This window comes from Verrucosispora sp. WMMC514, from assembly GCF_027497295.1.
Lineage (GTDB): Bacteria > Actinomycetota > Actinomycetes > Mycobacteriales > Micromonosporaceae > Micromonospora > Micromonospora palythoicola.
In genome coordinates this window covers 6,030,362-6,042,351 of sequence record NZ_CP114906.1, presented here as the reverse complement: position 1 = coordinate 6,042,351, position 11,990 = coordinate 6,030,362, and the positions used below count along the sequence as shown (strand labels likewise).

12 protein-coding genes and 1 tRNA gene are annotated in these 11,990 nt (G+C 73.6%); 3 read left to right on the top strand and 10 right to left on the bottom strand.

Annotation, left to right across the window (positions count from 1 at the left end; genetic code table 11):
- Positions 1-73: 73 nt before the first annotated feature.
- Positions 74-289 carry a phosphatidylethanolamine-binding protein gene (locus O7597_RS28005; protein WP_269741697.1) on the top strand — a complete coding sequence of 72 codons (216 nt, stop codon included), beginning with the start codon at positions 74-76 and terminating at the stop codon, positions 287-289.
- A complete protein-coding gene (locus tag O7597_RS28000; protein WP_269741696.1) occupies positions 286-750 on the top strand; it encodes a hypothetical protein in 465 nt (154 codons plus the stop codon). The genes O7597_RS28005 and O7597_RS28000 overlap by 4 nt, the downstream gene beginning before the upstream one ends.
- Before the next feature lie 9 nt (positions 751-759).
- Here the strand turns inward: O7597_RS28000 and O7597_RS27995 are convergent, their stop codons facing one another.
- A complete protein-coding gene (locus O7597_RS27995) occupies positions 760-957 on the bottom strand; it encodes a hypothetical protein (protein ID WP_269741695.1) in 198 nt (65 codons plus the stop codon).
- A gap of 130 nt (positions 958-1,087) precedes the next feature.
- Between O7597_RS27995 and O7597_RS27990 the strand changes: the two genes are divergently transcribed.
- Complete coding sequence (locus O7597_RS27990) at positions 1,088-1,735, top strand: hypothetical protein (RefSeq protein ID WP_269741694.1); 648 nt, start codon at positions 1,088-1,090, stop codon at positions 1,733-1,735.
- A gap of 6 nt (positions 1,736-1,741) precedes the next feature.
- Here the strand turns inward: O7597_RS27990 and O7597_RS27985 are convergent, their stop codons facing one another.
- The 9 genes from O7597_RS27985 to O7597_RS27945 all read right to left on the bottom strand — a co-directional run bounded on the left by O7597_RS27985 (position 1,742) and on the right by O7597_RS27945 (position 11,841).
- Entirely contained in the window at positions 1,742-1,927 is a 186-nt protein-coding gene (locus O7597_RS27985; protein WP_164449908.1) for a hypothetical protein, read from the bottom strand.
- A gap of 72 nt (positions 1,928-1,999) precedes the next feature.
- A complete protein-coding gene (locus O7597_RS27980; RefSeq protein WP_093402430.1) occupies positions 2,000-2,197 on the bottom strand; it encodes a hypothetical protein in 198 nt (65 codons plus the stop codon).
- A 45-nt stretch (positions 2,198-2,242) separates the two neighbouring features.
- Positions 2,243-3,997: a selenocysteine-specific translation elongation factor gene (gene selB, locus O7597_RS27975; RefSeq protein ID WP_281581220.1), complete on the bottom strand. Its 1,755-nt coding sequence runs from the start codon at positions 3,995-3,997 to the stop codon at positions 2,243-2,245.
- A 2-nt stretch (positions 3,998-3,999) separates the two neighbouring features.
- Positions 4,000-5,304 carry an L-seryl-tRNA(Sec) selenium transferase gene (selA, locus tag O7597_RS27970; RefSeq protein WP_281581219.1) on the bottom strand — a complete coding sequence of 435 codons (1,305 nt, stop codon included), beginning with the start codon at positions 5,302-5,304 and terminating at the stop codon, positions 4,000-4,002.
- 20 nt (positions 5,305-5,324) lie between these two features.
- A tRNA-Sec gene (locus tag O7597_RS27965) sits at positions 5,325-5,420 on the bottom strand.
- 55 nt (positions 5,421-5,475) lie between these two features.
- A complete protein-coding gene (gene nrfD, locus O7597_RS27960) occupies positions 5,476-6,495 on the bottom strand; it encodes an NrfD/PsrC family molybdoenzyme membrane anchor subunit (RefSeq protein ID WP_281581218.1) in 1,020 nt (339 codons plus the stop codon).
- Positions 6,492-7,550: a 4Fe-4S dicluster domain-containing protein gene (locus O7597_RS27955; protein WP_269741690.1), complete on the bottom strand. Its 1,059-nt coding sequence runs from the start codon at positions 7,548-7,550 to the stop codon at positions 6,492-6,494. The genes nrfD and O7597_RS27955 overlap by 4 nt, the downstream gene beginning before the upstream one ends.
- Positions 7,550-10,843 carry a formate dehydrogenase gene (fdh, locus tag O7597_RS27950; RefSeq protein ID WP_281581217.1) on the bottom strand — a complete coding sequence of 1,098 codons (3,294 nt, stop codon included), beginning with the start codon at positions 10,841-10,843 and terminating at the stop codon, positions 7,550-7,552. The genes O7597_RS27955 and fdh overlap by 1 nt, the downstream gene beginning before the upstream one ends.
- A 395-nt stretch (positions 10,844-11,238) precedes the next feature.
- Entirely contained in the window at positions 11,239-11,841 is a 603-nt protein-coding gene (locus tag O7597_RS27945; protein ID WP_281581216.1) for a hypothetical protein, read from the bottom strand.
- Positions 11,842-11,990: the final 149 nt, after the last annotated feature.

Below are 11,990 nucleotides of genomic sequence, written 5' to 3'. Positions count from 1 at the left end.
GCCGACGCCACGGCCACGACCCAACGGGTCTACCGAGGCCGCGACGACGAGGCGCCGAACAAAGGAGACAGTCATGCCCGGACCGCGACCCGGCAGCAACGCCTACGACAAGCAGCGTGCCCGCCTCCGCAACGCCATCGACGGCTCGGGCCGACACACCCCGGACCAGAAGGCCGACGAGGCGGCGAACCGGATCCTGCGGGAGGACCGGGGCCGGCGCGGCGTCGTGCGGGGCGAGCGGACCTACGGGCCCAAGGGCAACCGCGAGCCCGGAGATCCGAAGAAGTGAGGGCGACCGACCTGACCGACGGCCTCATCGCCGGGGCCGTCGGCACCACCGCACTCAACATCGCGACCTACCTGGACATGACGGCCCGGGCCCGACCGGCCAGCCAGACGCCGGAGCGCAGCGCCGGGAAGGTGGCCCGCATCAGCCATCTGTCCCTGGGCTCACCGCAACAGGCGGACAACCGGCGCAGCGGCCTCGGTGCGCTGATGGGCTACGCCGTCGGTGCCGCCGCCGCCACCGGCTTCGCCCTGCTGACCCGGGGCCGTCGACAGCCGCTGCTGCGGGCTGCCGTCCTGCTCGGCGGGGGCGTGATGACGTTGACGGACGGATCGCTGACCCTGCTCGGCGTCACCGATCCGCGCACCTGGCGCCGCGTCGACTGGCTCGCCGACCTCGGCCCGCACCTCGCCTTCGGGCTGACGGCCGCAGCCACCTGGAACCGGCTGCGGCCGTCGAGCTAGTGCGTCCAGCTACCGGTCGCTGTCGTCCTCGGCGACCGGTCCGCTCGGACCGTACGGCGACACCTGGCCGTGCGGCACCTTGCGGCCGGTGTCACCCGGCGACGAGCCACGGTTCCGGGGATGGCCCACCGGATCGGGGCCCTTGTTGTCCTGGCTGGTGTCACCGAGGGCGTTGCGCCGCAGTTCCTGCTGCTGCGGGTTCGTCACGGTGCTCTCCCTTCGCCGGTACGCGGCAAGCTGCCGCGTTCACCCGCGGCTTACCCGTCCCCGTCGGCGGCATTCCGGCGCGGTCAGCCCGGCGAGGGCTAACCGTGCCGCCGGTGGGTACACCCCGCGGATGGGCGACCAACGGGCGCTGGCGCGGACCCTGCTGACCCGCCGTACGTACGCCGAGGAGGCCGGCATCGCGCTGGCCGACCGACCGGCGCCGCTGTACCAGCTGCTGGTGCTGGTCACGCTGCTGAGCACCCGGATCCGGGCGCAGGTGGGGGTGGCGGCGGCCCGGGAACTCTTCGCGGCCGGCTACCGCACCCCGCAGGCCATGGAGGCCGCCAGCTGGCAGCAACGGGTCGACGCACTGGGTCGCGGCCACTACCGCCGCTACGACGAGCGGACCGCCACGATGCTCGGCTCCGGCGCCCGGCTCTGCCTGGACCGCTGGCACGGCGACCTGCGGCGGATGCACCGGGAGGCGGCCGGCGAGCCGAGGCAGCTGCGCCGGCTGCTCACCGAGTTCCCCGGCATCGGACCCACCGGGGCGGACATCTTCCTGCGCGAGGTGCAGTCGGTCTGGCCGGAGCTGCGCCCGTACGCCGACCGGCGGGCGGTGGCCGGAGCGCGACGGCTCGGTCTGCCGGCCACCACGGACCGGTTGGCCCGGCTCGTCGACGACGTCGACTTCGGTCGGCTCGCCTCGGCACTGGTCCGGGTCGCCCTCGGTGAGGAGTCGGCCGGGCAGATCACCCGCGCCGCCGCCACCCGCTGAGCAGCGTCACTTCGCCGCGTCGCCGCCGGGCCTGGTCAGGTACCACACCAGCAGCGACGCCAGCAACGCCAGCACCACCAACCCGCCGGAGAGGCCGCGCCCCTCCTCCGGCGACCGGCCGGTGGTGCCGAAGTAGATCACGGCGAGGCCGGCGAGCACCGCGAGGAACTTCCGGATGCCTCGGTCCTTCACAGTCGGCACCGTACGCGCCACCAGACGCGATCGGGCGTTTTGGCGGTATATGTCCCCCACAGGAGGGAGCGTTCAGTCGACCTCCAGATCGTCGAGGGAGATCTTGTGGCTCATCAGCCACCGCGCCAACGCCGACATGCCGAACAGCCACAGCGGCGCGGACTCAGTGGTGCCGTTCGTCGCGTAGACGGCGAACCGCAGGTCCGGCGCCCGGTACGCCTCGATCCGCCACCGGTGCTGCCGGTCCCGCCAGACCGCCGAGGGGTCCATGCCGTCACGGTAGGTGCCGGCTCCGGTTCCGGGGCGACGATGCGCTCAATCCACCACCACCCGGGCGTCATCCGGCAGTCGCCGGGTCAGTCCCCGCTGGTCCAGCAACTCCAGCAACGGCACCGCCACCCGGCGGGTCGTGTCGAGCGCCTGCCGGGCGGCGCTGAGGGTGAACGGCTGCGGCAGCCCGGTCAGCACCCGCACCGCCTGCTGCGGCGCGCCGGGCGGCAGCAGCACGTTACCGGTCAGTCGCAGCAGCGCCCCGGCCCGTACCGCCGCACCGATCTCCCGGGCACCCAACCCGACGGCGGTGAGCCGCGCGGCGTCGGGGGCGCGAAACGGGTGGGCCGCGTAGTCCTCGCTCACCAGGGCCAACGCGCGGGCCACCGGCTCGGGCAGCGCCGCCGTGCCGGGTCCCACCACCCGACCGGCGACCAGCCGCAGCGGCGGCCGGACCAGCGCCTCGACAAGCAACCGGTCGGGCAGGTCGAGGCGCCGGCGGAGCTGCTCGACCGGGGCACCCGCCGCCAGCGGATGCGCGGCGGCGTGCTCGGCCACGGCCACGGCGAGCCGATCGCCCAACCGCCGCCAGTGAGCCGGATCGGCCAGCCAGTCACCCGCCACCGGCGACCGGGTCACCGGCACCCCCGCACGGACCAGGTCGCCGACCCGGGCCAGGCCGCGGCGGCCCAGCTCACCGGCGAGATCGGGACGACCGTCCAGGGTGGCCAGCACCGCCGCCCGGGCCGCCGCGGCACCCCGACGAGCCAACGGGGGCGGCAACACGTCGAGCACGGTGACCGCCCCGGCGACGTACCGGCGGCCCGGATCACGCAGCAACGCCCGGTCCCCCACCAGCAGCGGCAGCGGGCGGCTCAGCCGCAGCCGGGCCGTGTCCGACCCCAGCGGACGGATCCGCACCGGCACCGCGGCCGAACCGACGTGCAGCGTCAGCGTCACCGGCAGCTCGGTCACCGCGACACCGGCCAGGCGTACGTCGACCAGGTCGGTGGGGCGGAACCGACCCGGGGTGAGCAGCGCGTCGCCGCGGCTGATCCGGTCGCGGGCCACCCCCCGCAGGTTCACCGCCACCCGAGCCACCGGCACCGCCTCGACGCAGGCGACACCGAGCCGATGCAGGCCCCGGATCCGCACCGGTTCGCCGCTGCCGGCCACCTCCAGTTCGTCACCGACGCGCAGCCGCCCGGCACCCAGGGTGCCGGTCACGACCGTACCGCTGCCCCGCACCGTGAAACAGCGGTCCACCCAAAGGCGGACCGGGCCGTCGGGCACCGGGGCCGGCATCCGGTCGGCCAACCGGTCCAGCGCGGCCCGCAGCGCAGGCAGGCCGGCGCCGGTCACGGCACTGACCGGCACCGCCTCGACCCCGGCGAGCGAGGTCACCGCCAGCTCCGACCGGGCCCGGGCCAGGGCCGCCGCCGGATCGGCCAGGTCCACCCGGGTCACCACCAGCAGGCCGTACCCGACGCCGAGCGCGTCCAGGGCGGCCAGGTGCTCGGCGGACTGCGGCATCCAACCCTCGTCGGCCGCGACCACCACCACGGCGGCCGGCACCGGACCCACCCCGGCCAGCATGTTCGGCACGAACCGCTCGTGCCCCGGCACGTCGACGAACGCGACGGTACGACCCGACGGCAGCGCCGTCCAGGCGAACCCGAGGTCGATGGTCATGCCCCGGCGGCGCTCCTCCGCCCAGCGGTCCGGTTCCATCCCGGTCAGCGCCCGCACCAGCGTCGACTTGCCGTGGTCGACGTGCCCGGCGGTGGCCACCACCAGCATGGTCAGTCGTCTCCCGACACGGCCAGCACCGCCGCGCGCAGCAACCCGTCGGCCCGCTCGGGCACGCAGCGCAGGTCCAGCAGCAGCCGGCCACGGACCACCCGCCCCAGTACCGGTGGGTCGCCGACCCGCAGCGGGCCCGCGTACCGCTCCGGCAGGCTCAGCGCCCACGAGTCGAGCTCGACGCCGGGTGCGCCGCCGCCGCCGACCACCGCCACCGACGGCACCACCTCCGCCGTGCGACCCTCGGCCGTGAGCGCGTCGCGCAGCCGTTCGGTCCGCTGACGCAGCACCACCGGGTCGGCGTGCAACGCCCGACGGGTGGGGGTGTCCTGGTCGCCGAGGGTGCCGGCGAGCGCGGCCAGGGTCAGCTTGTCCACCCGCACCGCCCGCGCCAGGGGGTGCCGGCGCAGCCGCTCGACCAGGTCGGCGGCGCCGAGCAGCAGCCCGGCCTGCGGACCACCCAGCAGCTTGTCACCGCTGGCGGTGACCAACGCCGCCCCGGCCCGCAGGGTGCTCGCGGCATCCGGTTCGTCCGGCAGCAGCGGGTCGGGCACCAGCAGCCCGGAGCCGATGTCGGCGACGACCGGCACACCGAGCCCGGCCAACCGCCGTACCGGCACGGCCGAGGTGAAACCGGTGACCCGGAAGTTGGACGGGTGCACCTTCAACACGAAGCCGGTACGCGGCCCGACGGCGGCGGCGTAGTCGGCGAGGGTGGTCCGGTTGGTGGTGCCCACCTCCCGCAGCCGGGCGCCGGTGCTGGTGAGCAGGTCGGGCAGCCGGAAGCCGTCGCCGATCTCCACCAGTTCGCCCCGGCTGACCACGATCTCGGCGTCGGCGGCGAGCGCGGTGGCCGCCAGCACCAGCGCGGCGGCACCGTTGTTGACCACGTGCACCGCCTCGGCGGCGGGTACGGCGGCGGCGAGCGCGGCCAACGCGTCCCGCCCACGACGGGCGCGCCGCCCGGTGCCCAGGTCCAACTCCACGTCGGTGTACCCGGCGGCGGCGGTCACCGCGACCAGCGCGGCCTCGGAGAGAGCGGCCCGCCCGAGATTGGTGTGCAACACCACCCCGGTGGCGTTGAGCACCACCCGGGGCACCGGCGGCGGCAACGCGGCCAACGCGGCGTCGCGTACCCCGGTCGGGTCGATCTCCCCCCGGCGGGCCCGGTCCTGCGCCTGCCGCACCGCGCTGCGCACCCGGTCGCGGCCGACCGCGACGGCGGCCGCGACCAGCGACGGCTCGGCCAGCAACACGTCGGTACGCGGCACCCGGCGCCGCGGGTCGGCGCCGCCGTCGCTCATCGGTTCATCTCCTCGCAGCCTGGCGGAGACGGACGGGAATCGAACCCGCCTGGCCCGGATCCCGGACCACACCGGTTTTGAAGACCGGGAGGGGCACCAGCCGCCTGAACGCCTCCACCGGCCATTGGATCACAGTGCGGCGGCGGGCGTGCGGCCTCGCCGACACCACGCTCACCGGTCGGGTTCGGCCGCCCGCCGGTCGAGCCGGGCCCGCTGTGGCAGCACCGTGTACTTCGGATCGCGGGCCGAGGCGACTCCGGCGTGGAACACCCCGAAGCGGGTGGCCACCGAGGCGGCCAGCAGCGCGGCACCGGAGACGGCCGAGACCAGTCGGCTACGCCGGCCCAGCACCGCCCCGGCCACCCCGGCCACGGTCAGTGCCCGTCCGGCACGCAGCAGCCGACCGGCCCGACCCGTCCGGTACGGCTCACCCAGCAGACCGAGGCGATTCTCCACCCGGTGCGCGCCGAACAGTTCCAGCCCGGCGCCGGCCACCGCCAGCCGGCGCGCCGGACCGGCCTGCGCCGGCGGCACGGCCAGCAGACCCACTCCCGCGCCGCTGGCCAACGCGGTGCCCGCGAAGACGAACGGCAGGTCGGGGTACGCCTCGTGCCAGGACGGCACGGCCGTGTCGGCCAGCAGCACCGCCGTGTACGTGCCCAGGGCCGGCGCGGTCACCGCGGCGGCCAGCCCGGCGACCCGCCCGACCGGCGGCAACGCCCGCCGGGCCAACCCCAGCGGACCCCGGGTGGGCAGCAGCGGCGCCACCTCGGCGACCGCGGCGAGTCCGGCGGCCGGACCGTAGCCGGTGAGGATCCAGGTGCCCACCGACATCGGTGAGGTCGGCTTGGCCACCCGCAGCATGTGGTGGAACCGATCCGGTCGGCCCAGGTCCTTGACCAGCAGGCCGGCGCTGGCGGTGACGGCGGCCAGCGCGGCGAACCGGCCGGCGCGGCGAACCTCGGCGCGCCCGGTCAGCTGCCCACCCGCCGCGAGCAGCGACGAGCCGGCGGCCAGCCCACCGGTGAACAGGTAGGCGGCGATCTCCCACGTCCACACCGGCGGTTTCAGGATCGGCCGGCCGTAGTAGGAGGTGAACTCCGCCGGCGGCACGGTCAGTTCCTCACCGCCACGGCGGCCGGCCCGGAAGCGGCGGAATCTGTCGCCGACCGCCGGCCGGTGCGGGTTCACCGTCGACCGCCGAGGAACGCACCGACGGCCGCCACCGTCATGGCCAGCGCGGCCAGCCCCGCCCGGCGCCACATCGCCGGCAGGTCCCGGGTGGTGACCTGCGGATCCGGCGGCAGGCCGTACACCTCCGGCTCGTCGAGCAGCAGGAAGAACGCGCCGTCGCCGCCGACGCCGTCGTCCGGGTCGTGGCCGTAGAGCCGTGCCTGCGTCTCCCCCCGTTCCCGCAGCGTGGCGACCCGGGCGGCGGCCCGCTCCCGCAGCTCGTCCAGGGGACCGTACTGGATGGACTCGGTCGGGCAGGCCTGCGCGCAGGCGGGGGTCAGGCCCGCGCCGATCCGGTCGTAACAGAGCGTGCACTTCCACACCCGACCGTCGTCCACCCGCCGGTCGATCACCCCGTACGGGCAGGCCGACACGCAGTAACCGCAGCCGTTGCAGATGTCCTCCTGCACCACCACGGTGCCGAACTCGGTGCGGAACAGCGCGCCGGTCGGGCAGACGTCGAGGCAGCCGGCCCGGGTGCAGTGCTTGCACACGTCCGACATCATCAGCCAGCGGAAGTCGCTGCGCCCTTCGGCGCTGCCGGTGCGTCCGGGTGGACCGGCCGCCGGCATGCCGAGGAACTCGGTCATCCGGGCGGCGGCCGGCGGTTCGCCGGGCAGCACACCCGGTTCGGTTCCGGTCGGGTTCGTGGTGTCGGCCGAGCGGGCGGCGGAGGTCGCACTGGCCGGGTCGCCGGTGGGGTTCCCGGCGAACGACGCGGTGCCGTGACCGGCCGGTCGGGGCTGTTCGACGAAAGCCACGTGTCGCCACGAATTCGCCGTCAGCGCGCCGGTGTTGTCGTAGGACATGCCGAGCAGGTCCAGCCCGGAGGTCGGTACCCCGTTCCACTCCTTGCAGGCCACCTCGCACGCCTTGCAGCCGATGCAGACGCTGGTGTCGGTGAAGAAACCCATCCGCGGTGGGGCATCGACCCAGCCGGCCGCGGCCGCCGGGTCGGTGTTCGGCAGCGACGACCGTGGTGGTGCGGCGGCCCGGTGCGGCGGGTCGGCCATCAGCGGTTCCCCTCTCCGTCGCCGGTGGGCCCGGGTGGCTCGACCGGTACGCCGGGGGTGACCGCCGGCGGTGCGGCACCCGGCACGATGCCGGCCCTGGTGCGGTAATCCTGCACCAGGTCTCGCAGCGCCGCCCCGGTGGGCCGGCGCCCCGGCCGCACGTCACAGGTGCCGATCTTGCTCTCCTGGATCAGCACGTTCGGGTCCAGGGTGATGCCGAACAGGTCGTTTGCCGAGTCTCCGGTGACCAGCCCCTCGAAGCCGAAGTGGTACGGCAGCCACAGCTGGTGGATCACCCGACCGTCGACGACCAGCGGCACCAGCCGATCGGTGACCAGCACCCGGGCCTCGATCGCCGCCCGGGCGGTGATCAGATGCGCCCAGCCGAGGTGGGTCAGCCCGGCCAGCGCCGCCAACTCCGGGGAGACCTCCACGAACATCTCCGGCTGCAGTTCCGCCAGCGGCGCGACGGTCCGGCTCATCCCACCGGCGGTGTGGTGCTCGGTGAGCCGGCTGACCGTGAACACGTACGGGAAGACGTGGTCGTGCTGCTGTGGCGGACTCGGGTTCGTCGAGTTCACCGGATGGGCGTACCGCTTGCGCGTCGGGTTGGCCTGCTGGCCGTAGAGCGGGTTGCGCACCGGCGACTCGGCCGGCTCGTAGTGCGTCGGCAGCGGCCCGTCCAGCACCCCGCTGGGCGCGTACAGCCAGCCCTTACCGTCGGACTGCATGATGAACGGATCGTCACCGGCCAGCGCCGCCGATCCCGTGGCGCCCTCCGGCGGCCGGTACGACGGCGGTTTCGTCGCCTCGAAGTCCGGCACGTCACGGCCGGTCCACCGGCCGGCCTCGGCGTCCCACCACACGTACCGCTTCCGCTCGCTCCACGGGCGGCCCTGCGGGTCGGCGGAGGCCCGGTTGTAGAGCAGCCGCCGGTTCGCCGGCCACGCCCACCCCCACTCGGCGGCCACCCAGTCCTGTTCGTGTCCGGGCCGGCGGCGGGCCGCCTGGTTGACCCCGTCGGCGTACACGCCGGTGTAGATCCAGCAGCCGATCGCGGTCGTCCCGTCCGCACGGGCCTGCGTGAACGCCGACAGCGGACGGCCGGTCGCCGTGTCGTACCCGTTGATCTCCCGCAGCACCGCCTCGGCGTCCGGCTCGGCGTGCCGGCCGTGGGTGGGATAGTCCCAGGTCAGATCGAGCAGCGCCCGGTCGCGCGGCAGGGCAGAGCCGGCCAGCTTCGCCCGGATCCGGCGCCCCAGGTGGTAGAAGAACCACAGCTCGGAGCGGGCGTCGCCGGGCGGGTCGACGGCCTTCTCCCGCCACTGCAGCAGCCGCTGGGTCTGGGTGAAGGTGCCCTCCTTCTCCACGTGCGAGGCGGCCGGCAGGAAGAACACCTCGGTGGCGCACTGTTCCGGCACGATCTCACCGGTGGCGACCTCCGGGCCGCGCTGCCAGAACGTCGCGCTCTCGATCATGAACAGGTCGCGGACGACGAGCCAGTCGAGGTTGGCCATGCCCAGCCGCTGGGCCCGGCCGTGCGCCGAACCGACCGCCGGGTTCTGGCCGAGCAGGAAGTAGCCCTTCACCTTGCCGTCGATCATGTTGAGCACCTGCTGGTAGGTGCCGTGGTCACCGGTCAGCCGGGGCAGGTACCCGTAGCAGAAGTCGTTCTCCGCAGTGGCCGCGTCCCCCCAGTACGCCTTGAGCAGGCTGGCGGCATAGGCGCGGGCGCCGCCCCAGAAACCCTTCTGACCCGGGTGCCGGATGCTGTCCGTCCAGGCGTCGAAATCGGGATGCCGGGCATGGTGCGGCATCGGCAGGTAGCCCGGCAGCAGGTTGAACAGGGTCGGGATGTCGGTGGATCCCTGGATGCTGGCGTGCCCGCGCAGCGCCAGCACCCCACCGCCGGGCCGACCCACGTTGCCCAGCAGCAGCTGGATGATCGCCCCGGTGCGGATGTACTGCACGCCGACCGTGTGCTGGGTCCAGCCGACCGAGTAGATCAGGCAGCCGGTGCGCTCCCGCCCGGAGTTCTCCGTCCAGGCCCGGGCCAGCTCCAGGAACTTCTCCCGAGGTACGCCACAGACCCGTTCCACCATCTCCGGGGTGTAGCGGGCGAAGTGCCGCTTGAGGATCTGGTACACGCAGCGCGGGTGTTGCAGCGTCTCGTCCCGCTGCACCTGCCGGGCGACCGGAGCACCGTGCGACTCGTGACGCAGCCCGGCCGCGGTCTCCCGCTCCCGGGCCGTGTGGCCACTGCCGGAGTCCCGCTCGTGGCCCGCGTACTGCCAGCTGTCCTGCACGTAGCTGGCGGTCGCCGGGTCGAATCCCGAGAAGAGCCCGTCGGCGTCCTCGGCGTCGACGAAGTCGTCACTGACGATCGTCGCCGCGTTGGTGTACGCCAGCACGTACTCCCGGAAATCCAGCTCGTTGCTGAGGATGTGGTTCACCACCGCGCCCAGCAACGCGATGTCGGTGCCCGCCCGGATCGGCAGGTACACGTCGGCGACCGCACTGGTCCGGGTGAACCGCGGATCGACGTGGAAGACCTTGGCCCCGCGCCGTTTCGCCTCCATCACCCACTGGAAGCCCACCGGATGGGCCTCGGCCATGTTGGAACCCTGGATGACGATGACGTCGGCGTTCGCCACGTCCTGCTGGAAATCCGTCGCGCCACCGCGACCGAAGCTGGCCCCCAGACCGGGGACGGTGGCGGAGTGTCAAATCCGGGCCTGGTTCTCGATCTGAAGCGCCCCCATCGCGGTGAACAGCTTCTTGATGAGGTAGTTCTCCTCGTTGTCCAGGGTGGCCCCGCCCAGACTGGCGATCCCCAGGGTGCGGTTCAACGGCCGGCCCTCGGCGTCGACGTCCTCCCACGTGTCGGCGCGCGCCGCGAGCACCCGGTCGGCGATCATGTCGAGCGCGGTGTCGAGGTCCAGGTCCTCCCACTCGGTGCCGTACGGCCGCCGGTAGCGCACCGTGGTCTGGCGCAGCGGGCTGGTGACCAGGCTCCGGCTGGCGGCACCCTTCGGGCAGAGCCGGCCCCGGGAGATGGGGCTGTCCGGGTCACCCTCGATCTGCGTGACCCGCTCGTCGGTGACGAAGACCCGCTGACCGCAGCCGACGGCACAGTACGGGCAGACGGAACGGGCGACCCGGTCGGCGTCCTGCGTGCGGGCGGTCAACTCGGCACTGCGGCTCGAACACGCCGCGGCACCCCGACCCAACGGGTCGGTGCCGGTGAGCTGCCGGTAGACCGGCCAGCCCAGCAACCTGTCCCGCAGCCCCACGCTCGACACCTCCGGTCTCGACCTTAGGACAGCGGGCCGGGATCGGCGACCCACCTACCGGAACCACACACGACGTCGCCCCCGGCCCGAGAACGGGCCGGGGGCGACGAAGGTGCCGGTGTGCAGGTCGCCTCTCGGCGAGTGGCGCGACGCGGCTCCAGCCGAACGGTATTCCGCGACGGCAATTTAGGTGAGGCCCGGGGACACTGGACACACCGACACCCGAGTCAACAGGTTACCCGCTCCGCTTCTTCGTACCCCTGTCGTGACCGCCGCCACAGTAGGGAGCCGATGGTCTCCGCGGAGCCCGCCGGCCGGCACCCGGGTTCGGGTGCCGGCCGGCGGCTTTCTGCTCCCCCTGTGGAGTAATGTTCGTGGTGGTCAGCTGGTGGTTGTCAGCTGGTCCAGTGCTGGGCGACGAGGTCGGCGGCCTGCTGTTCCCACTGGGCGTAGTGGTCGGGGTAGGCCGACACCTGCACGGTCTGCGCGGCCTGGGTCAGCGGCATGTCCTGCCAGCCGTCGACCTGCTTCAAACCCTTCAGGAACGCCAGGGTCGAGTACTCGGGGTCGGTGATCTGCTCCACCGTGCCCCAGCCGCTCGACGGGCGCTGCTGGAACAGGCCCTGCGAGTCGTGGTCGTTGCGGTCACCCAGGTGACCCAGGTTCTCCAGCTTCGACTCCTGCAACGCGGTCGCGATCGACACCACGGCGGCGCGCTCGTCCATGCCGGCCTTCTTCGTCGCCGCGATGATCGCCTTCACATTGCTGATCTGCTCGTCGCCCAGGTCGACGTGCGACTGGCCGGTGGGGGTGCCGTGCGGCAGCAGCCGGCCCATGTCCGGCTTGTCGGCCCGCACCACGTCGGCCTGCACGGCTGCGACCGGGTTGGTCTTGACCGGGGTGGTGTCGGCGTGAGCGGCCACCGGACCGGCGAACAGACCACCGGTGAACGCCACACCCGCGATACCCAACACGCTCTTACGCAGCATCGTGTTCATCACAAAGCTCCATTCGGGGGTCGACGCACACACACCCACAGGGGGACGGGACGCGCGCACGCAAGCACCAGAAAGGCGCTCAAACAAGGGGGAAAAATCTCCGGTACGCGGGGCCTCAGGGCCGCTTCGCGTCGCCGGGACCATGTGTA

Excerpts from the sequence above, each read along its gene's own strand:
- O7597_RS28005 (WP_269741697.1), top strand. The coding sequence starts at position 74 with ATGCCCGGACCGCGACCCGGCAGCAACGCCTACGACAAGCAGCGTGCC.
- O7597_RS27990 (WP_269741694.1), top strand. The coding sequence starts at position 1,088 with ATGGGCGACCAACGGGCGCTGGCGCGGACCCTGCTGACCCGCCGTACG.
- O7597_RS27980 (WP_093402430.1), bottom strand. The coding sequence starts at position 2,197 with ATGGACCCCTCGGCGGTCTGGCGGGACCGGCAGCACCGGTGGCGGATC.
- selB (WP_281581220.1), bottom strand. The coding sequence starts at position 3,997 with ATGCTGGTGGTGGCCACCGCCGGGCACGTCGACCACGGCAAGTCGACG.
- selA (WP_281581219.1), bottom strand. The coding sequence starts at position 5,304 with ATGAGCGACGGCGGCGCCGACCCGCGGCGCCGGGTGCCGCGTACCGAC.
- O7597_RS27955 (WP_269741690.1), bottom strand. The coding sequence starts at position 7,550 with ATGGCCGACCCGCCGCACCGGGCCGCCGCACCACCACGGTCGTCGCTG.
- O7597_RS27945 (WP_281581216.1), bottom strand. The coding sequence starts at position 11,841 with ATGAACACGATGCTGCGTAAGAGCGTGTTGGGTATCGCGGGTGTGGCG.